Below are 20,171 nucleotides of genomic sequence, written 5' to 3'. Positions count from 1 at the left end.
GGAGGAAAACCCTTTGTTATCGCCTTTCTGGGCATAAAATAAAAAATTAATAAAATTTTACTAAAAACACTTGAAGTTTTACTTGCGATCAGATATAATACAAGTATAAAAACGTTTACAAAACTAAAGGAGTTTCTCATGACGACAACAATCACATCTCAAGATTTACAAGCAAAATTCCAGGCTGTCTTTGGGGAAAAGGCTGACCACACTTTCTTTTCACCAGGACGGATTAATCTGATCGGTGAACACACTGACTATAATGGTGGGCATGTCTTCCCAGCAGCCATCACACTTGGTACCTACGGAGCGGCAAGAAAGCGCGAGGATAAGGTCTTGCGTTTCTTCTCAGGAAACTTTGAAGACAAGGGGATCATTGAAGTTCCACTTGAAAATCTCCACTTTGAAAAAGAGCACAACTGGACCAACTATCCAAAAGGCGTGCTCCATTTCTTACAAGAAGCTGGTCATGTCATTGATAGCGGAATGGACGTCTATGTCTATGGCAATATTCCAAATGGATCCGGTCTTTCTTCTTCAGCATCGCTTGAGCTCTTGATTGGCGTCATCGCTGAGAAACTATATGATCTTCAGTTAGATCGTCTAGATCTGGTCAAGATCGGCAAACAAACTGAAAATCACTTTATCGGAGTCAACTCTGGGATCATGGACCAATTTGCCATCGGTATGGGAGCTGATCAACGGGCTATTTATCTCGATACCAACACCCTAGAGTATGATCTGGTACCGCTGGACCTCAAAGACAATGTCGTAGTCATCATGAATACCAACAAACGCCGGGAATTAGCGGATTCCAAATACAATGAACGCCGTGCAGAATGTGAAACCGCCGTCTCTGAACTCCAAGAAAAACTAGACATCCAAACCTTAGGGGAATTGGATCTCTGGGCTTTTGATGCTTACAGCTACTTGATTAAGGATGAAAATCGCATCAAACGGGCTCGTCATGCTGTACTTGAGAACCAACGGACCCTCCAAGCACGCAAGGCGCTTGAAGCAGGTGATTTGGAAGGCTTTGGCCGTCTCATGAATGCTTCCCACGTATCCTTAGAGCATGACTACCAAGTGACTGGTCTAGAATTGGATACCTTGGTGCATACAGCCTGGGAACAAGAAGGAGTGCTTGGTGCTCGTATGACGGGAGCAGGCTTTGGTGGTTGCGCTATCGCCCTTGTCAACAAAGATAAGGTTGAACCATTTAAAGAAGCTGTTGGCAAACGCTATGAGGAAATCATTGGCTATGCGCCAAGTTTCTACATTGCAGAGGTTGCGGCAGGGACACGGGTGCTTGATTAAAAAGGAGATAGGATGACAGAACTGGTATTAGATGCATTTGTCACAGCCGTCATTGCGGCAAGTGACTATGAAGAGATGGATCGGATTTATCTAAAAAACCGCGTTATGAGTCGCATTGGAGAAGAAGGGCTAGACGCCCCAGCTCATCAAGCTGACTTGATCGCACTCAAAGATCAGCTGGTGGAAATCGCTGTTGCGAATAATAAGATCCAGGACAGCATGGCCGCAAAAGACAGTTTGGGTGCGGAATTGATGGCTTGGGTCACCCCTAGTCCTAGTCAGGTCAACCATCGTTTCTGGGAGACCTATCGTCAGTCCAAGGAAGACGCGATTGCTGATTTCTATGCCCTCTCCAAGCGCAATGATTACATCAAGGTCAAGGCGATTGCGCAAAATATCGCTTTTGAGGCAGAAACTCCATATGGCTCCCTTGAAATCACCATCAATCTGTCAAAACCTGAAAAAGATCCTAAAGACATCGCAGCGGCGAAGCTGGCTAAAGCTAGTCATTATCCAGCCTGCCAACTGTGCTTTGAAAATGAAGGCTATCAAGGTCGCCTAGACCATCCTGCCCGTGCCAATCATCGGATTATCCGCTTTGACATGGACGGGCATGATTGGGGCTTTCAATATTCCCCTTATGCCTACTTCAATGAACACTGCATTTTCCTCGATAGCCAGCATGTTCCCATGGCCATTAGTCGCAAGACCTTTGAGCGACTCTTGACCATTGTCGAGACTTTTCCAGGCTATTTTGCGGGCTCCAATGCAGACCTGCCCATTGTAGGGGGATCCATCCTGACTCATGACCATTACCAAGGCGGACGCCACACCTTCCCTATGGAGCTGGCTCCTGTGGAGGAAAGCTTTACCATTAAGGGATTTGAGGCTGTATCGGTAGGAATTGTCAACTGGCCCATGTCAGTTCTTCGTTTGAATTCAGATGACAAGGCGCAATTGATTGCCCTGGCAGACCATATCCTAACAGCCTGGCGAGGCTACTCGGATCCAGCTGTTCAGGTCTTAGCGGCATCCGACGGTCAGCCCCACCATACCATTACCCCCATTGCCCGGATTCGTGATGGGCATTATGAACTGGACTTGGTGCTTCGTGACAACCAAACCTCACCAGAGCATCCCGATGGCATTTATCACCCACATGCAGATGTGCAACACATCAAAAAAGAAAATATCGGCCTGATCGAAGTCATGGGCTTGGCCATTTTGCCACCTCGCCTCAAGGAAGAGCTCAAGCAGGTTCAAGACTATTTGCTTGGACGTGAGAGCACAGTGGCAACTTACCACCAGCCTTGGGCAGATGATTTGAAAGCTACTCACCCAGCTATTACAGACGAAGCAGAGGCAGAGGCCCTTGTCCGTGAATCAGTCGGTCAGATCTTTGCGCGCGTGCTCGAAGATGCCGGAGTCTACAAGCGAACCGCAGAAGGACAAGCTGCCTTTAGACGCTTTGTTGCGACACTTTAAGTGTGGAGAAGAGGCAGAAATTTGGTACAATAAGAGAGAAGACAAGAAGCGAAAGGAAAACAAATGGCAATACTCGTACTCGGAGGAGCTGGCTATATCGGTTCCCACATGGTGGACCGTTTGGTCAATGAAGGACAGGAAAAAGTCGTCGTGGTCGATAGCCTGGTCACAGGCCACCGTGCAGCGGTGCATCCAGATGCCGTCTTTTACCAAGGAGACCTGGCGGATCAAGACTTTATGCGCACTGTTTTTAAGGAACATGCAGATATCGATGCGGTCATCCACTTTGCGGCTTACTCACTGGTCGCTGAATCCATGGCCGATCCATTGAAATATTTTGACAATAATACAGCAGGCATGGTCAAACTCTTGGAAGTCATGCATGAATGTGGGGTGCACTACATCGTCTTTTCTTCAACTGCTGCCACTTACGGCATTCCAGAAGAAATTCCGATTCTTGAAACCACTCCGCAAAAACCAATCAACCCTTATGGCGAAAGCAAGCTCATGATGGAAACCATTATGCGCTGGGCCGATCAAGCCTACGGGATCAAGTATGTGCCCCTTCGTTACTTTAATGTAGCGGGTGCCAAGCCAGATGGATCCATCGGAGAAGACCATGGACCAGAGACCCATCTCTTGCCGATCGTCTTGCAAGTAGCCCAAGGCAAACGCGAAAAGATCTCTATTTTTGGAGATGACTACCAGACACCAGATGGGACCAATGTTCGGGACTATGTCCATCCATTTGACTTGGCAGATGCCCATCTTTTAGCAGTGGAGTATCTCCGAAACGGCAACCCATCTACCGCCTTTAACCTGGGCTCATCGACTGGATTCTCCAATCTTCAAATCGTTGAAGCAGCCCGCAAGGTTACAGGACATCCGATCCCACTTGAGATAGCCGATCGCAGACCAGGAGATCCAGATACCCTGATCGCATCATCTGAGAAGGCGCGTGCCATCCTCGGTTGGCAACCAAAATTTGACAATATCGAAACCATCATCCAAACAGCCTGGGCTTGGCATTCCAGCCACCCAGATGGCTACAATGATCGATAAGGAGGGACTGCGAACATCATTTTTGAGACTTTTTTAATAACATTTAAAACGACAGTTGATCTTGCTAAATGACTCGTTTCAAACGTCAGTCATTTCCTTAACCATCATAAAAAGTGAGGTATTCAAAATGAATAAAACCACAAAAATGTTAGCCGTCTTCTTGACAGCGGGTCTTCTTTTAGCTGGTTGCACACAAAAAGAGACTACAAAATCTACTAGTCCATCGTCTACTAAAGCGACCAGTAAAGCAACAAGCAAATCATCCGCCAAAGAGAAGACAAAAGAGTCATCAACTGATGAAAGCAAAAAAGAAGATGCACTAGCAGGTGCACAAAAGACTGTTCTCGAAACGAGTGATGAAGCAGGTAAGTCAACTATCACCTTGTATTACAAGGGAGATACCTTGTTATTACAAGAAAAAGTTGATGATTACGACGTCTCAAAAGTGCCTGGTGAGAACCCTCTTGAAACCATGAAAGAAGCCGTCGCTAAGAGCCAAGAAAAATTCAAAGATCTGATGGGACATGGATTTGAACTAACATCAGAATACAAAGACGGAATCTTTTATATCCGCAATACCATTGATTACACAAAAATCGATTTTAATAAATTAAAAGAAATCGTCCCAGGATTTAATCCCCTAGATGACAAAACAGTTAGTTATTCAGTAACGAAAGACAGTCTTATCAAAGGCGGAATGGTAGAAAAATAAACCAAATGGAGAGCAGCTCAGTTTGCTGCTCTCTTTTTGTTTTGGTATGAATTCATGGGCATATTTTGGTAGAATAGGATTTAAGAAAAATAGTGAAATGGATGAACACGTCATTATGATAGCAGGAGTATAGGGTGAATATTCTTAAAAAAATTGAAGATAAAACATATCAAAAAGAGGACTTAATAAATAATATAGATTTAAATCCTATAGTCTCCTACAATATTATTAAAGAAATTGTTAACAGTAAGATCAATGAGATTGACGTGATTCATAAATTAATAGAAATTTCTGTCAGACTGTCTGTCAATGATTCAGTTTTAGGTCCAATTTGTTTGGGGCATATGTCTTTAGCTGCATTAAGAAAATTAGGAATTGACGTAAGGAAACTTGATAATCATTCAGCTATTTCTGATTACGATTGGGAAATAGTTGATAAATTTTATCATGAGAATGGATGGTGAGAGCGTAGTTATCTAAACGGCATTGAACGAGGTGAAAATAATGCATTTAAAGCAAGAATTAGCGAAGTTACTATTAAAAATAGGGGAGTCAAATCTGAATCAGTCGGATTTATTTACAGAGGAAAAACCATCTCTATTCTTACCAGAAGGACGTACTATTTATTTAGAGAGCGATCATTACTACATTGTTAGTGTCGAACGTGGCAAAATAAATTCTGAGAAAAAATTTGATAATAAGGAAGATATTCTTTATTATCTTTTACAATCATATGTTACTAAAATAGCCTCACAGGATGCTTGGAATAAAGCTAGTGGGGACATTGAGCTCTATGACAAGTTTTTTCAAGAGGAACAAATTCGCTTATTTAATATAATTGATCCTAAATATGGAGAGAAGAAGGAAGAAGAATAAACTAAATTGAAGGAAGAAGTAAAAATTATAGTAAAAGAAGGAAACGTTGAAGATATACTTCGCGGAAGACAAAAGTTTCGAATTGAACCTCCAACTTTTATTCCAGATGTTTTCCCTACAGATACTAATAAGGTGCTGTTTGATTATTTTTATAATCAAAGTGATATCAAAAACATTCAATTATTATTGGAGAACTCTTTAATTAAAATGACAAAAAGCTCAGCTACGGATTTGTATATTTCAATATTATTTTTCGATTCAATACTCTTTATGGAAGATAAGGGTATTGCCACTTTTAAAGTTGATACTACAAAATTAGTAGCTGCAATAGCAACTGGGATACAAAAATTTCGGGAAGAGTTAACGAAAAGTATAACATTTGATAATGGATTAACCAAAAAAGACCCTATAAATGTAATTATCCGCTTCAATCAGCGTTATAAAAGCAAATATAATTTTTCAATTCTTGAGGATTAGAAATAGGCTAGCACAAATGATAAAAAGAGAATATAAATTATTTAAGAGTGTCGACGACAAAATAGCACTTACGGTATTGTATGATAGAGAAGATTATGAAATTATAACAACCTTTATGATTACAGAAGTCACGGATTTTTATCTTTATGTCAGAGAAGCTTTGGAAAATGTAATTTCTGGGAATATGGAAGAATATGCTTTTGATGGTAATTTGTTAGGGATTGAAATTGGAAAAGAAATAACAGAAGTTTACTTCCAATTTGAGGAAGAAATATTAGGCGATCCATGCTTTATTCCTACAAAAGAACTGTATAAATTAGTTTTAGAGTGGAAAGAAATGGAAAATAAAATGCACAGAGGGGCAGATATTTTTCCGGTGACTTTAGAGGATTGACGTTGAAAATAATTCCCCAAATAATGGAGAAGTGATGAACAATAAAGAATTTGAAGATTTATTTTATAAAGTCCCTGAAGGGGTTGATTATGCAGATATATTGGAAGATGTTGATCTAGAGGATGTTCCTGAAGAAACCATTCAAAAGTTGACTTCATTATTGGACAGTGATGATGACTATATACGCTTTCAAGTCTCTCGATTGTTAACCATTTGGGGAATCAGAGAAGGCTTTGATGTCTTGACACAGATGTTCAGTCAAGGGCAATTAGAATGGATGATTTCGCATCGTCTGTATGGTTATGATGATACCAATCGGATCATATTAGATGCTCTTATTAGCTATTGGGCTAATCAGTCAGATAGAGGTAATGGCGATCAAGCGAGGAAAGATATATTTCCTTATGTCTGTCAAATTATAGAGCAGGCTGGAAACAGTTATTATGATATTTCATATTTTTACTACTTAGTTGAGGGTAATGGTTTTTCTGAATACATCCCCTACTTGAAACACTTCCTTGCAACCATCTTGGACAAATCTGAGGATAATTATTGGCGAATTCATGATACCTTGAAGCTATTCTTAAAGATAGAGCCTGGCTATGTGAAACAATTATTAAAAGAAAAGCAAAAATCATTAGGAGATTTTGGAATCGAGGTTAAAGGTGAAAGAAATTAAATTTTATAAAGTAAATGATGATTACGGTTTTATGTCCAATTTTGCTCCCTATCCTTTTTCAGATGGAAGCAAAAACTGGCCAACATCAGAGCATTATTTTCAAGCGCAAAAGTTTTTAGTGCCCCTAATTCAAGAGAAAATTCGTCAGATAGTTTCTCCAATGGATGCTGCTTTAGAGGGACGCAATCGACAAAATCCCTTGAGAACGGATTGGGAAGAGGTCAAAGATAAGGTGATGCTTCAGGCCCTTCGAATGAAATTTAGCCAAAATCCAGAAATTGCAAAGGGATTGGTCGCAACAGGAGATGCCATCCTCATCGAACATACACGAAATGATAACTACTGGGCTGATGGGGGAGATGGCTCTGGAAAGAACAAGCTAGGCCTTCTCTTAATGCAAGTACGGGAAGAGTTGAAAAACTCTATCCTGTAAGATCTCTCCTCTAGCTATTCCATTTAACAGTCTGGGTTTGGTATAACAGTCAACTAGATAGTTACAATGATCAACAGGAGATATTCCTGAAGGTGTAATGAAAGATATTAATACAAAGTGAGGAGAATGTTCATGGAATATAATAAACTAGGCTGGGAAGATGTTAGTAAGTTTGAGGAAATAAAAGGTTATGGCCAACATGTTTGGCGACATCATGAGAAATATTTTTTTGTTACTGATGAAGGAGGAATAGCTGAACAGCGAGTAGTTTATGACTTACCATTAGAACTATTTCAATCACCCTACCAAGTTTTTCTGAGTTACTTGAAAAGTCTAACTTAATTTGACAATTTAGGCAATAAAGAAATCCTAGACAAGCTTTTGAGCTATTCAGAAGACTTGAAATACCACTATAATCTCTATCAGCTCTTGCTTTTTCACTTTTAGAATAGGGAACCAGAGAAATTTTTGGGACTCATTGAAGACAATATAAAGAAGGTTCATTCTCTTTTTCAGACTGTCTTTAAAACATTTCTAAAGGACAAAGGGAAAATCATCAATGACCTTCAGTTATCCTATTCCAACGCAAAATTGGAAGCGACTAATAATCTCATCAAACTTATCAAACGCAATGCCTTTGGTTTTCGGAACTTTGAAAACTTCAAGAAGCGAATTTTCATCGCTCTGAATATCAAAAAAGAAAGGACGAAATTTGTCCTTTCTCGAGCTTAGCTTTTCTTCAACCCACTACAGTTGACAAAGAGCCGTAGATTTTAGGTATTTACCTTGTCTACTTAAGAGGTATCATATCATCGAGATAAAGGTGATTTGTTTGTTCCTAAGAATGAGGTTTTAGGTTTGACTCGTGGCAACTTCTGGAAAAAGCTTGTCTAGGATTTTTGGAGTGATAGCTTGTCCAGGACCTTCAGCACAATAGGTGTGAATATACATAGCGGGATTGAAGTTGAGCTCTATACAAGTGTAATGAGGTGTTTCCTTGCTAGCAGGCTGAGTTTTATCTGGAATGATGAGGTCAACCCCGCTAGCCCAGGCCCCCATGCTAGTTGCCATAGCTGCTGCCAATTCTTGGTAAGAGGAATCCATTGTCTCAGTGACATCAATAGAGTCACCACCCGTAGAGATGTTGGAGTTACGGCGGAGATTGACCTTTTTCCCTTCTGGGAGAATATCATCAGGTGCATAACCTTGCTGAGTCAACATCAATTGTTCGATGTCTCCTAGCTTAATGATTTCCAGAGGTGAGCGGTGGTCACGGCCTCGCAATGGATTGGCATTTTTCTGAGCGACTAATTCACGAATGGTGTGTTTGCCATCACCGACAACATTAGCAGCGACACGAAGGAGGACAGCCTCACAACGCCCGTCCAGAATGAAGAAACGGTATTCGGTTCCTGGGATAAATTCTTCAACAAGAACAGCTGTATCTTCTGCAAAGGCAATCTCGAGAGCTTTCTTATAGTTATCAAGGCTGGCAGGCTCTTGGAAAATGGAAATGCCCAGACCGAAGTTGGTTGATTTTGGTTTAACCACAATTTGCTTGCCCTTGATAAGAGGATAGTAGGCTAGACCTTGTTCTAGACTGGTAAATTCGTCGCCGGCAGGGACAGGGAAGCCAGCATCAGCCAGGATTTTTTTGGTCACGGTTTTATTAGCCATGGCAAGAGGAACTACATAGTTGTCTTTTGAGGTCATGTTACCATTTTTGACGTACTCAACATGATCTTTATGCCAGAGTTTAAGGAATTGATCCTGCTCATCTAGGATTTCAAAATGAAGCCCTTTTTGAATGGCATCAAAGAGCAGCATCTGGGTAGAAAGTTCCATCTCCTCATAACCCTTAAGGGCATAGTGGGCAGTCCAGTCGAATTCATGATAGGCAAGCGCCTTGTCAAGGGCAAAGTCAGAAAGGGACTTGTCTTTGATATGAGGAAGAAGTTGAGCAGCTAGTGTCTGACTGGGATCTGCAAAGGCATCTTTAACTTGTTTGACCAGACCTTGATGATAGTCACCAAGCCCAAAATGTTGCACCAGTTGGTCTAGAGCTGTCGTAATGTTCTGAGTTTCAGCTTCAGAAGGTAGAGGTTCTAAAGGATGAGAGAGGGCAATTTTTTCATTCAGCGCGTGACCTTGAGCCAGAGCCTGATCAACATTTTCAGGGGCATCCAGCCAGAGGAAGGCTAGAAGGAGTAGGTGTACGGTATCCATGGTAGTTTGGCTAATACCGATACGCTCAAAGGGGTTGAGGTCGAAGTTACGGAATTCTAGGTAGGTGATTCCCTTGTCAAGGAAGGAGCGATTAACCTTTTGTCCACGGAAACGAACAGCCGAGTAAAATTCCTTTTCCGCAATCAAATCACCTTGTTCGATATAGTTTTCGATGGCAGAGACATAGTCTTCTAGGCTTGCAAAAGATACTTGTATTTCTTCCTTATTGACATAACCATGGTCGCTGTTTCGGAAGGAACGCACGAGTTCTGGCACTTCTTGGTCGAAGAAGCCTTGCTCAGCAACAGGTGCAGCACCAAAGAGATAGGTAATCACCCAACGATAGCGCAAATAGTTCTGAGCCAGCTTAAGATAGAGGACGTTTTTGAAAGCAATTATATCAATCTGGTCACTTTCTTGGAATAGGGCTTCAACCAAATCTTTCCCTAGTTCCATATTATAGTGGATACCTGAGATAGCTTGTAGTTTAGTTCCGTATTTTTCGGCCAGGTAGTTACGATAATGGCGTTCAAATTCATTTTCCAGTTGGGCAACTTGGATTTCTTGGGCGTTGATACGAGGAGGCATGGACAAGGGCCAGAGAAGTTCATCTTTACTGATGGAACGTCCAGCTACATCGGTAATGGCTCCAAGAAATCGACGAGCCTCAGTGGTAGATTTAGCAACTGGTGTGATGAGTTCCATCTGAAACTCACAAAAATCTGTTTGAATATAAGGGTGGAAACTTCGAGCTCCTAGGCAGGAAGGGTGAGGCGTATGTGCTAATTTTCCCTGTCTATCGACACGAAGACTTTCTCGTTCAATTCCAAAGTTAGCTTGAAGGATAGGGCTAGTAGGCTCCAGCTTTTGAAGCAGTTGATTTATAGTCATAGAGTCACCTTTTCATCTAATGTTAGTGATAGTCTATTATAAATAGGAGAAGAAAACAACTTTCCGCTACGGTTAAGGGGAATTTCCGAATGTTTCAGATAAGAATTCTTAAAACCAGTTGTTTTTTAGCTCTATTATATGCAAAAATTGTAAAATACCCACTGATTTTTATGTAAAATGTGATTTCTCTTGGAATTTAAATCAAATTAACCTATACTAATGACGTATATATGAGAACGAAAGAATCCCTAAGGTCGGCACTGCACCCATAAAATGAGACACAAGAAAACACTCCTGTTGAATTCTGGTAAACTAGAAACAGGGGTGTTTTGTTATGGTCAAAAAGCATATTCAGTAGAAACTAAGCTAGCCTGTATCGAAATGAAGAAGGCAGGCAAATCAAATAAAGTTATCATGGATACCCTCGGTATCAAAAATGTTAGTCAGGCCAAGACTTGGTGGCAATGGTATCAGAATGATGAATTGTACCGTTTCCACCAACCTGTGGGGAAACAATATACTTATGGTAAAGGGATGAAACAATTATCTGAAGTAGAACAGTTACGTTTGCAGGTAGAATTACTAAAAAAGTATCAGAACTTGATAAGAGAATCGACAAAGTAAGTCTTATCAAGCTAGTAGAAGAGTATAAGAAAACGTGCCCTGTATCGATTATTTTAGAATGTTTCGGCGTCAAACGCTCCACCTTTATCGCTGGAAACAGGAGTGTAAGAATTCTCAGAAAAGAGGCGAAATAGCAGATAATGCCTGTATCGAATGGTTTCACTCTGTTCTCAAGTCTGAAACCTTCTCTCCCCATAAGTGAAGAAACATAATTGGAGATAGTTTAACAGATATTGTCAAAAATTACATCATATTTTATAATGAAACTAGAATTCAACAAAAATTGAATGACCAGTCCCCTGTAGAGTACAGAGAATTGGTCGTAGAAGGGGTCCAGCAACCGAAGGGCGCTAGCCTTCAAATTTTCCTCCCAAAATGTGTCCAAAATATTGACAGAATTCCAACACAGAAGATTTGGCACAGAATGGATTATTTGGTTTTACGTCTTTCTTTATCCTCTTTAACCTTGCTTTGCTTGTCTTGGCAGGCTGGGTAGGGTATAAGTGGAAGATAAGATGAAAAAAATGGAGAAAACTCTAATGGTTCTTCTCCATTTTTTTATCTAATTGGTAATGTTGAAAATCGGAAGTGAAATGATACTTTCAAAGAATTCATTTTGGACACTAGCAAATGAAATAGAGCCCTGATGCAAATCAACAATTTGTTTTGAAATTTTTAGCCCAATTCCAGTCGTTCTAATTTTAGAAATATCAATGCTTTTAAAAGATAATTCATTAAGTTCAGCAATTTTTTCTGGTGAAGCTCCCTGTCCATTATCTTTGATTTCGACAATTACATTTGTATCTTTTTTGAATAAGTGGATTCTTATTGTGCAACCCTTTTCGTTATGTAAAACAGAGTTGTAGATGATATTATGGATAACTCTTGTGATTAAAAATTGCTCAATCATGATAGATTGATTAACAAGTGAATCATCGTAATCAAATTCAAATTCAAAATCATTCCAGATTTCTTGATTTAAAATATGGATGAGAATGTCTTTGAAGAAGGGGATAATTTTTGTTTCAGTCTGATTTAATTGAAGATGACCGGATGAAAGGCGAGCTACTATATTTAGATCATTTAAAATATTTTGGATGTAATAGGATTCCGTCAATATTGGGGGAATATGTTTTTTAGACTGTGCATCTAGTTCAGAATCATTTAACAAGGACGCGTTAGAAATGATGACAGAAAGAGGTGTTTTGATATCGTGTGCAATACCTGAAATCCATTGCTCTTTAAAGACTTCATTCTCTTTGAGTAGAGTATCGGTTTGATTAATTGCAGTTGTAAGATATTCTAGTTCTGATATAGAATTTATTGGATTTTTCAGACCATCCGGGAGATTCTGAATAGCAGTTACAAGAGGCGCAATTTTACGATTGATATGCGTCACACCATAGTAGTAAAGAAAAGCGAAATAAAGGCAGTTGAAAAGCAATACTCCAAATGCTACTAGTGGAATCAAGCGAATACTATCTATATCTAAGTAATTATAACTATAACGAGCGATTTTATCTTTTGGAAAACCAACAACAATGATGTAGTCACCTTTTATCTGACTAAAAACAGGATAATCTGAAAGATAATAGCGAGAAAACTGTAAAATGTCCCCATAGTCAAATTGCGAAGGAACTTCTGTAGGTTTATACTGTTCGTACACTTGTTTTCCAGTCTGCTTATCCAATACCATGAGCCATAACTTTTGTTCTTTTAGACTAGAAATATCATTTCTAGGTATGTGGACGTTATTTTTTGTTATGGTAATGTGTTCAGAAATTATTTTCACAGTCTCAGTAGCAGTTTGCTTTTCCTTAATGTAGAAAACAAAACTGGCAATTAGAAGAATATTGGTAATAAAGATAATGATGGAAAAAAAGATAAATTTCTTTAGTGAATACCTTAAAATTTTGGTTTGGTTCATAATCATGATAACAATTTATATCCCAGCCCTTTAGCTGTCTTTAAATATTGAGGTTTTGAAGGATTTTCTTCTATTTTTTCTCGAATTTTCCGAATATGTACAGTCAAAGTGTTTTCATAACCAAAGCTATCCACTCCCCAAATCGTATCACAGAGAGATTCGGTTGAAACGATGTAATTTTTATTATCGTAAAGTTTTTTCAAAATCTGAATTTCAATTGGCGTAATAGAAATTTCTGCTCCATTTTTTTGTACTGTTGCATTCCGAAAACTCACCAAAGTCTGTCCAATTTGTATTGCTTCCTGTTCTGATTTATAGCTTCTCCGGAGCAGAGCCATAATACGATAGATAAGATTTTTTGGAATGAAGGGTTTCATGACATAATCATCACCACCAGCATTGAAACCAGCTACCTCATCTTCAGGATTATTTTTGGCAGTCAGAAAGAGGATAGGTGTATCGCCTTTTTTTCGGATATGTTTTGCTAATGTGTAGCCATCACCATCGGGGAGCATAACGTCCAAAAGGAAAAGGTCGAACTGCTCTGTTTCAATCATGTCCAAACTAGATTCTATATCATAGGCTGATGTTAGATTGGAAAATCCGTAGGCAGTGAGAATATCTCTTATGGAAGAGTTTAAAATTTTATCGTCATCAATGATAAGGATGTGCTTATTCAGAAGCTGTTGTTCGAAATTCATAATCTTACCTCGCTTATCTATATTATACCATTTAAAAGAGTGAAAAAAGAAAGATGCTTTAATCTTAATGTAAAATTAAGGTTAGCTTAGTTTAAAATTAATCTAGCATGTCTATAATAAAGACATAACCTAGATAGAGATACTTCTCAAATAAATTTTAATCAGTGAGGTATTTCCAAATGGCTAAACAACAAATGAATCTCGTTGAGGAGGAAGTTCATAATGATTAGTAATGTTTTACAGATAAAAAACTTACAAAAGGGATTTAAGGACACTCAGGTAGTTAACCTTAGTTCCTTATCGGTTCAACAAGGTGAGATTTATGGTTTTCTAGGTCCAAATGGAGCTGGGAAAACAACCACCATGAAGATGATTTTGTCTTTGATTTCTCGTACAGCTGGGGAGATTGAAGTGTTCGGTCAACCCATAGGTACGGACAAGCAGTATCTTAATCAGATTGGCTCTATGATTGAAGAACCGTCTTATTATCCTAATTTGACAGGCTATGAAAATCTCTTGGTCTTCCAAAAAATCCTTGGATTTGATAAGAAAAATATTCAGGAAACCTTGAAAATTGTGGGGTTAGATCAACCAAAAAACAAGAAAAAATTGGTTAAAGATTATTCCCTGGGTATGAAACAGCGTTTGGCTTTAGCCTTTGCCTTAGTCAAGAAACCACGTTTGTTGATACTGGATGAGCCAACAAACGGGCTAGACCCAGCAGGGATTCATGAAATTCGGGAACTGATTATCAAGTTGGCAAAAGAACAGGGCATTACTGTCTTCATCTCTACCCATATCCTTTCTGAAGTTGAGCATATCGCTGACCGTGTGGGGATTATCAATCATGGTCAACTGGTTTACGAGGGAGAAATTCGTAAAATTCAGTCCAATAAATGGCTGGAAGTGCGTGGGGATTTTAGAGATCGACGTGAAGTCATTAGCCAAGTGTTATTTGGTTATCCGTGCAAGATGTTAGAGATACAAGAGGATAAACTCAAGCTGACTAACCTTGCCGATCAGCAGATTTCTAGTTTGTTACGAGATTTAATAGTCGAGAAAGTTCCAATTTATGAAGTGAAGCAAGAACAAGAAACCTTGGAATCTATCTTCCTTAACTTAACCAAGGAGTGAGTCTTATGTTGAATAATTTGTCTATTGAATTGCTCAAGGCAAAACGAACCAAATCCTTCCTCATTAGCATACTAGTTATGGGAGTCGGATTTGCTTGGGCAATCGCAGCCGCTACACGCTACCTAAGTAACCCAAACATGCACCAGATTAGCCTAATTTTCTATATGATAAAAGAAGTAAATGGCTTGATTCTTCCTATTGTGATTGCTCTCTTTGTATCGCGGATTGTCAAGAACGAGAAGGAGGGCAACACTTTCAAACTGCTTTTGGCAAATGGTGAAAATGTACGTCATATCTTTCTGAGTAAGCTTGGCCTGACTATGTTCGTTTTGACCTTTCTCGCTTTTTTGGAGGGAGTAGTAGTCCAGTTGATTGCAATCTTATCTGGTCTAGAAATGCCTGTTAGCCTAATCCTCTGGCAAATCGTCATTTTCTTGCTAGCCTCTTTTGTCTTAACCTGTCTGTTTTTGACTTTGCAGTTTTTACTGAAAAAGCAGGCATTGATAATGGCATTAGGGATTTTCGGAGGATTTCTTGGAGTTGGATTTGGTCATGCAACAGCTTTTCTACAGCTGATTTTCCCATTTGGTGGTATAGCATATCTGTCTCTGGTGGATTACCAGAAAGTCGCCAGTCAAGTGAGTTATGTTTTGGCGACAAACCTAGGATTTAAACTCTTTACATATTTGCCAATAGCCCTAATCTATCTCTTCTTATCTCTCTATCTAGTTGAAAAGAAAGGAGGCAAGCTATGATGTCTTATCTATCAGTAGAATGGCGGAAAACCCAAAAATTTTCCATGTTGATGATTGGTATTTTCTTCTTAGCTTTTTGTAGCCTGATTGGTCTTGGTATTTACTTAGGTGCAGCTTATTCTATGGTTGCAGAAAGTGAAAAAGTGCCTGTTTTATGGGGACAATTGACCTTCTATTATAGCCAGCTTTTCTTTCCGATTTTGGTCAGCCTTTATGTAGCCATGATGTTAGGAAAAGAGTTTGATAGAAAAAATATTGAATTTCTCAGAGCTAATAATGTCAGTCTTGGGAAATTATTATTGGCAAAAGAAATAGTAATTATCTTGTTTATTGCTGTTTTACAGTTGTTCTTGTTTGGTATTTTTTATGTCAGTGCTCACCTAGCTCATTTAGAAATTTCTAATTTGTTCACCTATCTCAAGTGGGATTTATTGGGGATTTTTGGAACAATTAGTATGATGGCAGTGCAGTTTTTTGTAACAGCTAAAACTCGTGTTTTCAGTAAATCTGTGGGAATTGGTGCTATTGGTACTTTCATAGGATTTATGATGATTTTTGTATCAGATAAATTATCTTTAATCTATCCCTACTCCCAAGCTATGGTGGCAATGCGGTCACGGAATTTGATTGACTTTAATTTAGTGGAAATATTGCTGTTTATCATTGTAAATATTCTTCTGTGGGGGATTTTTCATACATTGAGTAATAAAGAATTGCATAAGTAATGCGAAGACTCTTCGGAGTCTTTTTCTTGTGATAAAAGCTCCAAGCTTTATCTGGTATGCTTGACCTACTTTTTAATTGGGCACTATAAAAATTTTTCTCGAAAATAAGAAACTTGCACGATTTACTCATTACTTAGCCAATACTAGAGTTTATACTAGTTACTGTAATGATGATCATCTAAAAGAAGGAAGGAGGCAACCTTATGTCTAAAAATACAAGTCGTCCAGAGATTGATTCTCTAAGTTTCGAGGTTGAAAACCAAGAACTTTCCGGGAAATCAGGAGCTAGTGGTGCATAGCTTTTAAAATGACACTAGCAGGTCGCTGTGGATTGTGTTTCACCTGTTCCTATGAGTATACGAGAAATAATGTTTGTTGTTAGATAAAACAAAAGGAAAATTCTTGAGTTTTATTACAAAACATTGACAACACTTTGATTTGGTGTTATATTTACGAGGAGAAATACAAATGAAACAAGACCATTTTGAGATTGATTCTTTGGATTATGAAATTAATAGCCAAGAGTTAAATATTAAATATACTGCTGGGTGACGTACGACTGTTAGATTAACAGTACAAGGTCACTGTGGTTGGTGGTTTACATATTCTTATGAATGTACTTCGCCAAACGTGCGCTGTGGATAAAACTACCTCTATTTTTTGATAGGAGGATAAAATGGAAGGAATTATTGGAACACTAGAATTCTATGCACCTGTACTGGTCTTAGGAGTTATTGTCATAGGGATTGTTTACTTTATGAAAAAAAGAAACGATCGCAAATAATCAACATCGACCGATACCTGAAAAAGGTATCGGTTTTTTATAACTTGAATATACTGCACAAAATACTCATGGAAAACCTTGAAAGAAACCGTATAATGAGAGAGTAATAAAGAAACGGAGGAATGAAATGATGAAACAGCTTATTGTGACAGGATTAACGAAAACATTTGGTCAAGGGGATAATATCGTTCATGCTTTATTAGATGTGAACTTGTCCGTTGAAAAAGGTGAATTTCTGGCAATTATGGGTGCCAGTGGTAGTGGAAAAACAACACTCCTCAACTGTATTTCAACGATTGATAAACCAACATCAGGTGAGATTCGATTTGAAGATTTTGACATCATCCATGCCAAGGAAAATGAACTAGCTGACTATCGTGCTAAAAACATTTCCTATATTTTCCAAGCCTACAACTTGGTGGAAACCTTGACGGTCTATGAAAATATCATTCTACCTCTTCAAATTCAGGGGAAAAATATCAAAAAACATCAGTATAAGATTGAGGAAATTTTGGATAAGTTGGCCATTCAAAACTTAAAAGATAAGTTTCCTAATCAGTTATCAGGTGGCCAGCGACAACGTGTGGCAACTGCTAGAGCCTTGATTGATGATTCTAAACTGATTATCGCAGATGAGCCGACAGGAGCCTTGGACTCTGCCAATTCTGAAAAACTGATGGCACTTTTGCAGGAAATCAATAAAAGTTTTGGTATTACCATTTTACTGGTTACGCATGACCCTGCCGCAGCCAAGTACTCTTCACGGATGGTGCTACTTAGCGATGGAAAGATTATGGATGATTTGGAACGTAACAGCTTATCTAATGAACAGTATTTGCAAGAGATTTACAGCCGTACCAGATAGGAGGAAGAGAGTATGTATCCAAAATTAATTTTACGAAATGTATTTCGAAATTTACAGACTTACACCATCTACTTTTTCAGTCTAACCTTGATTTATAGCTTGCTCTATGCTTTTAATGCTTTACCAAGCCATCCAGTGATGCAAAGTTTATCAGGGGCAAAGGAAATGTTGACGACGGTGATGAGTCAGTACATGGGCTTGCTTTCCTATCTGATTCTATCGGCGATTGCCTTTCTCGTCGTTTATTCCACAAACTTTGTCCTGGGACGTCGTAAGAAAGAGCTGGGACTTTATGCAACGCTGGGAATGAAGAAGAAGCAGATTATCCGTACCCTGTTCTTTGAAACCATGCTGGTCAATATCTTTTCCTTGATTCTAGGTTTCTTGCTTGGCTTGATTTTACTGGTCATTCTATCTAAGGTTGCATCTGAGTTTTTTATGGCCAATTACTTTGGTAGTCTGTTTTTTTTTGATAGCAAGTCTGTCATCTTACTAGTTTATTCCTATTTGGTAACCAGTTTTATTGTTGGTGTCATGGACATTCTTACCTTTAGAAAGCAAAATATCATTGCACTCATTCAAGAAAATGGGGTCAAGAAATCTGTCTTGGCAAAAGGCAAGCCAGTTCTTCAAGCACTTCTCTTTATTCTTTCGACAGCTGTTATCGGTTTTGGTGCTCTCTATTTTTCAGACTATCACCATCTATCATTCTTGAAAAGCTGGGGTATCTTGCTGGTATCTGTCTTCGTGATTTTTGTGATTTTATTTTACAATACCTTGAGCCATTTTATCTTGGTTTCCCTTAGAAAACTGCCTCAAACCTACTATAACAAACTAAACAGTTTTAAAATTCGTCAATTTTCAAAACAAGCTGATAGTAATTCGGTAACGTTGGCTGTCTTATCCTTGACCTTGACACTGGCTCTCAGCTTACTAGTTTTTAGTGGTAGTGCCTATACGACTATGAACCGAGAGCTGAACAAATACTCACCTTATGATGTAACTGTCAATCTTTATCGTGGTCAAGAGTTCCAGTTTTCTCAGGAATCTGTCAAAGACAGATTGAAAGCAGATGGATTTGACTTTAACCTCATCAAAGAGGAGTACAGCTATCCTATCTATTCTAGTGATTTAACCTATAAAGATTTGATTGATACTAGCAATCTCTGGGCGCATGATAAGGAACTTCCTGAATCAAAAGTACCGATTTTAGGAATTTCTGCCTACAATCATCTCCGCAAACTGCAAGGGGAAAAAGCGGTTGACTTGGCAGATAACCAATTTCTGGTCAATGCAAACTATAAAGGAACTGCCAAGCAGATCCAGGACTTTCTATCAACGACCAAAACCCTCATGATTAACGGTCATTCTCTCAACCTTGCCTCTTCGAATCCACTTGAAACAGTTTACTTTTTATCGTCAGTGGGTACAAATGATACAGGAACCTTAATTGTACCAGATAAGGTAGTAGTTGGATTGACGGAAGACCACACGACCTATGTTGCCAATTTCAAAGAAAATATCGACAAACGGAAAGTAGAAACATTCTTAAGTCAGTGGATAGAAAAATACTACTTCACTCGTGATGGAGCAGAGTTGAATCCGTTCACCTATCAAACCAAAGGAAGAATTTTTGAGATTTATCTTGGATTTATGGGCGTCATTGTCTTTGTCATGATTTTTGTCAGTGTTATTTTTATCATTATTTCCCTCAGTATCTTGTCCCTTCAAACTTCTACAAGTGCTTTGGATAGTGTCAATGATTATCAAATCTTATATCTTCTTGGGAATAAGAGGAAGCAAAATCGCTCTATTCTTTTGCAACAGATTCTAAGTTATTTCTTGGTTCCGCTGGTCATCGCAGGTCCGCTAGCATTTGCCTTGAGTACCGCTCTTTTGGGCTATTTTGAGAATTTCGCTAATACCAGGATTTCTATTGATATCACCTATCTGGGAGTAGCGGTTTTACTCTTTGTCCTTTACTTGCTAGTGACTTACAGAGTAAGTTGGCAAATTATTGAAAATTAAGTCAAATACCAGAGTTGCCTATCCTGCAATTCTGGTATTGTGTTATAATAATATTAAAGTAGTTCAGGAAGTAGAT

At 38.8% G+C, this 20,171-nt stretch carries 20 protein-coding genes and 4 pseudogenes; 21 read left to right on the top strand and 3 right to left on the bottom strand.

Going from position 1 to position 20,171, the window contains the following annotated elements:
• Positions 1–138: 138 nt before the first annotated feature.
• From WKT08_RS01905 to WKT08_RS01850, 12 genes and pseudogenes are all read left to right on the top strand, one after another.
• Positions 139–1,317, top strand: coding sequence for a galactokinase (locus tag WKT08_RS01905; protein ID WP_414716481.1), 1,179 nt, complete (start codon positions 139–141; stop codon positions 1,315–1,317).
• Positions 1,318–1,329: 12 nt separating this feature from the next.
• The gene (gene galT, locus WKT08_RS01900; RefSeq protein ID WP_049472576.1) at positions 1,330–2,802 is read left to right on the top strand and encodes a UDP-glucose--hexose-1-phosphate uridylyltransferase; all 1,473 of its coding nucleotides are present in this window, start codon (positions 1,330–1,332) and stop codon (positions 2,800–2,802) included.
• Between the two features lie 63 nt (positions 2,803–2,865).
• Positions 2,866–3,864, top strand: a complete 999-nt coding sequence (galE, locus tag WKT08_RS01895; RefSeq protein ID WP_049472575.1) for a UDP-glucose 4-epimerase GalE — start codon at positions 2,866–2,868, stop codon at positions 3,862–3,864.
• 127 nt (positions 3,865–3,991) lie between these two features.
• Positions 3,992–4,576: a DUF1307 domain-containing protein gene (locus WKT08_RS01890; RefSeq protein WP_049473976.1), complete on the top strand. Its 585-nt coding sequence runs from the start codon at positions 3,992–3,994 to the stop codon at positions 4,574–4,576.
• 134 nt (positions 4,577–4,710) lie between these two features.
• Positions 4,711–5,040 (top strand): hypothetical protein, encoded by a 330-nt coding sequence (locus WKT08_RS01885; protein ID WP_195227166.1) that lies wholly within the window; start codon positions 4,711–4,713, stop codon positions 5,038–5,040.
• 22 nt (positions 5,041–5,062) lie between these two features.
• Positions 5,063–5,452, top strand: a complete 390-nt coding sequence (locus WKT08_RS01880; RefSeq protein ID WP_195227167.1) for an Imm63 family immunity protein — start codon at positions 5,063–5,065, stop codon at positions 5,450–5,452.
• A 6-nt stretch (positions 5,453–5,458) separates the two neighbouring features.
• Positions 5,459–5,929, top strand: coding sequence for a hypothetical protein (locus WKT08_RS01875; RefSeq protein WP_195227168.1), 471 nt, complete (start codon positions 5,459–5,461; stop codon positions 5,927–5,929).
• Between the two features lie 16 nt (positions 5,930–5,945).
• The gene (locus tag WKT08_RS01870) at positions 5,946–6,323 is read left to right on the top strand and encodes a hypothetical protein (protein WP_195227169.1); all 378 of its coding nucleotides are present in this window, start codon (positions 5,946–5,948) and stop codon (positions 6,321–6,323) included.
• Positions 6,324–6,357: 34 nt separating this feature from the next.
• A complete protein-coding gene (locus WKT08_RS01865) occupies positions 6,358–7,002 on the top strand; it encodes a hypothetical protein (protein ID WP_340279667.1) in 645 nt (214 codons plus the stop codon).
• Positions 6,989–7,435, top strand: coding sequence for an NADAR family protein (locus WKT08_RS01860; RefSeq protein WP_340279666.1), 447 nt, complete (start codon positions 6,989–6,991; stop codon positions 7,433–7,435). The genes WKT08_RS01865 and WKT08_RS01860 overlap by 14 nt, the downstream gene beginning before the upstream one ends.
• Positions 7,436–7,567: 132 nt before the next feature.
• Entirely contained in the window at positions 7,568–7,777 is a 210-nt protein-coding gene (locus WKT08_RS01855) for a hypothetical protein (protein WP_340280111.1), read from the top strand.
• Between the two features lie 6 nt (positions 7,778–7,783).
• Positions 7,784–8,167, top strand: a pseudogene (locus WKT08_RS01850) (transposase); the annotation flags it as partial.
• Between the two features lie 120 nt (positions 8,168–8,287).
• On the opposite strand, the gene gshAB reads toward WKT08_RS01850, so the two are convergent.
• The gene (gene gshAB, locus WKT08_RS01845; RefSeq protein WP_340279665.1) at positions 8,288–10,552 is read right to left on the bottom strand and encodes a bifunctional glutamate--cysteine ligase GshA/glutathione synthetase GshB; all 2,265 of its coding nucleotides are present in this window, start codon (positions 10,550–10,552) and stop codon (positions 8,288–8,290) included.
• A gap of 381 nt (positions 10,553–10,933) precedes the next feature.
• Between gshAB and WKT08_RS01840 the strand changes: the two are divergent.
• The 3 genes and pseudogenes from WKT08_RS01840 to WKT08_RS10475 all read left to right on the top strand — a co-directional run.
• Positions 10,934–11,140, top strand: a pseudogene (locus WKT08_RS01840) (IS3-like element ISBt2 family transposase); the annotation flags it as partial.
• Positions 11,141–11,384: 244 nt separating this feature from the next.
• A pseudogene (locus WKT08_RS10480) lies at positions 11,385–11,480 on the top strand (IS3 family transposase); the annotation flags it as partial.
• Positions 11,481–11,590: 110 nt separating this feature from the next.
• On the top strand, positions 11,591–11,695 hold the full coding sequence (locus WKT08_RS10475) for a hypothetical protein (protein WP_229040342.1): 105 nt from the start codon (positions 11,591–11,593) through the stop codon (positions 11,693–11,695).
• Between the two features lie 43 nt (positions 11,696–11,738).
• Here the strand turns inward: WKT08_RS10475 and WKT08_RS01835 are convergent, their stop codons facing one another.
• On the bottom strand, positions 11,739–13,109 hold the full coding sequence (locus WKT08_RS01835) for a sensor histidine kinase (protein ID WP_023918433.1): 1,371 nt from the start codon (positions 13,107–13,109) through the stop codon (positions 11,739–11,741).
• Positions 13,106–13,804, bottom strand: a complete 699-nt coding sequence (locus tag WKT08_RS01830) for a response regulator transcription factor (protein WP_195227173.1) — start codon at positions 13,802–13,804, stop codon at positions 13,106–13,108. Before WKT08_RS01830 ends, WKT08_RS01835 begins: the two co-directional genes overlap by 4 nt.
• Positions 13,805–14,026: 222 nt before the next feature.
• On the opposite strand from WKT08_RS01830, the gene WKT08_RS01825 reads away from it, so the two are divergent.
• The 6 genes and pseudogenes from WKT08_RS01825 (at position 14,027) to WKT08_RS01800 (ending at position 20,095) form a co-directional block, all read left to right on the top strand.
• A complete protein-coding gene (locus tag WKT08_RS01825; protein ID WP_008534392.1) occupies positions 14,027–14,938 on the top strand; it encodes an ABC transporter ATP-binding protein in 912 nt (303 codons plus the stop codon).
• 5 nt (positions 14,939–14,943) lie between these two features.
• A complete protein-coding gene (locus WKT08_RS01820) occupies positions 14,944–15,693 on the top strand; it encodes an ABC transporter permease (protein ID WP_195227174.1) in 750 nt (249 codons plus the stop codon).
• Complete coding sequence (locus WKT08_RS01815; RefSeq protein WP_070594966.1) at positions 15,690–16,418, top strand: ABC transporter permease; 729 nt, start codon at positions 15,690–15,692, stop codon at positions 16,416–16,418. Before WKT08_RS01820 ends, WKT08_RS01815 begins: the two co-directional genes overlap by 4 nt.
• Positions 16,419–16,985: 567 nt before the next feature.
• A pseudogene (locus tag WKT08_RS01810) lies at positions 16,986–17,063 on the top strand (salivaricin M family lantibiotic); the annotation flags it as partial.
• 269 nt (positions 17,064–17,332) lie between these two features.
• Entirely contained in the window at positions 17,333–18,067 is a 735-nt protein-coding gene (locus WKT08_RS01805; protein ID WP_083307812.1) for an ABC transporter ATP-binding protein, read from the top strand.
• A 12-nt stretch (positions 18,068–18,079) separates the two neighbouring features.
• The gene (locus tag WKT08_RS01800) at positions 18,080–20,095 is read left to right on the top strand and encodes an FtsX-like permease family protein (protein WP_195227175.1); all 2,016 of its coding nucleotides are present in this window, start codon (positions 18,080–18,082) and stop codon (positions 20,093–20,095) included.
• Positions 20,096–20,171 lie beyond the last annotated feature (76 nt).

Origin of the sequence: Streptococcus sp. HCA-5024, from assembly GCF_037890265.1 — a bacterium.
In the GTDB taxonomy this organism is placed as follows: Bacteria; Bacillota; Bacilli; order Lactobacillales; family Streptococcaceae; genus Streptococcus; species Streptococcus lingualis.
The sequence above is the reverse complement of the archived record's forward strand: the minus strand, read 5'-3'. Positions and strand labels throughout refer to the sequence as shown.

What these genes read in the sequence shown, in the direction of transcription:
- WKT08_RS01825 (WP_008534392.1), top strand. Translation starts at nt 14,027, where the DNA reads ATGATTAGTAATGTTTTACAGATAAAAAACTTACAAAAGGGATTTAAG.
- galT (WP_049472576.1), top strand. Translation starts at nt 1,330, where the DNA reads ATGACAGAACTGGTATTAGATGCATTTGTCACAGCCGTCATTGCGGCA.
- WKT08_RS01820 (WP_195227174.1), top strand. Translation starts at nt 14,944, where the DNA reads ATGTTGAATAATTTGTCTATTGAATTGCTCAAGGCAAAACGAACCAAA.
- WKT08_RS01805 (WP_083307812.1), top strand. Translation starts at nt 17,333, where the DNA reads ATGAAACAGCTTATTGTGACAGGATTAACGAAAACATTTGGTCAAGGG.
- galE (WP_049472575.1), top strand. Translation starts at nt 2,866, where the DNA reads ATGGCAATACTCGTACTCGGAGGAGCTGGCTATATCGGTTCCCACATG.
- WKT08_RS01815 (WP_070594966.1), top strand. Translation starts at nt 15,690, where the DNA reads ATGATGTCTTATCTATCAGTAGAATGGCGGAAAACCCAAAAATTTTCC.
- WKT08_RS01870 (WP_195227169.1), top strand. Translation starts at nt 5,946, where the DNA reads ATGATAAAAAGAGAATATAAATTATTTAAGAGTGTCGACGACAAAATA.
- WKT08_RS01890 (WP_049473976.1), top strand. Translation starts at nt 3,992, where the DNA reads ATGAATAAAACCACAAAAATGTTAGCCGTCTTCTTGACAGCGGGTCTT.
- WKT08_RS01855 (WP_340280111.1), top strand. Translation starts at nt 7,568, where the DNA reads ATGGAATATAATAAACTAGGCTGGGAAGATGTTAGTAAGTTTGAGGAA.
- WKT08_RS01835 (WP_023918433.1), bottom strand. Translation starts at nt 13,109, where the DNA reads ATGATTATGAACCAAACCAAAATTTTAAGGTATTCACTAAAGAAATTT.
- WKT08_RS01865 (WP_340279667.1), top strand. Translation starts at nt 6,358, where the DNA reads ATGAACAATAAAGAATTTGAAGATTTATTTTATAAAGTCCCTGAAGGG.
- gshAB (WP_340279665.1), bottom strand. Translation starts at nt 10,552, where the DNA reads ATGACTATAAATCAACTGCTTCAAAAGCTGGAGCCTACTAGCCCTATC.
- WKT08_RS01905 (WP_414716481.1), top strand. Translation starts at nt 139, where the DNA reads ATGACGACAACAATCACATCTCAAGATTTACAAGCAAAATTCCAGGCT.
- WKT08_RS01800 (WP_195227175.1), top strand. Translation starts at nt 18,080, where the DNA reads ATGTATCCAAAATTAATTTTACGAAATGTATTTCGAAATTTACAGACT.
- WKT08_RS01830 (WP_195227173.1), bottom strand. Translation starts at nt 13,804, where the DNA reads ATGAATTTCGAACAACAGCTTCTGAATAAGCACATCCTTATCATTGAT.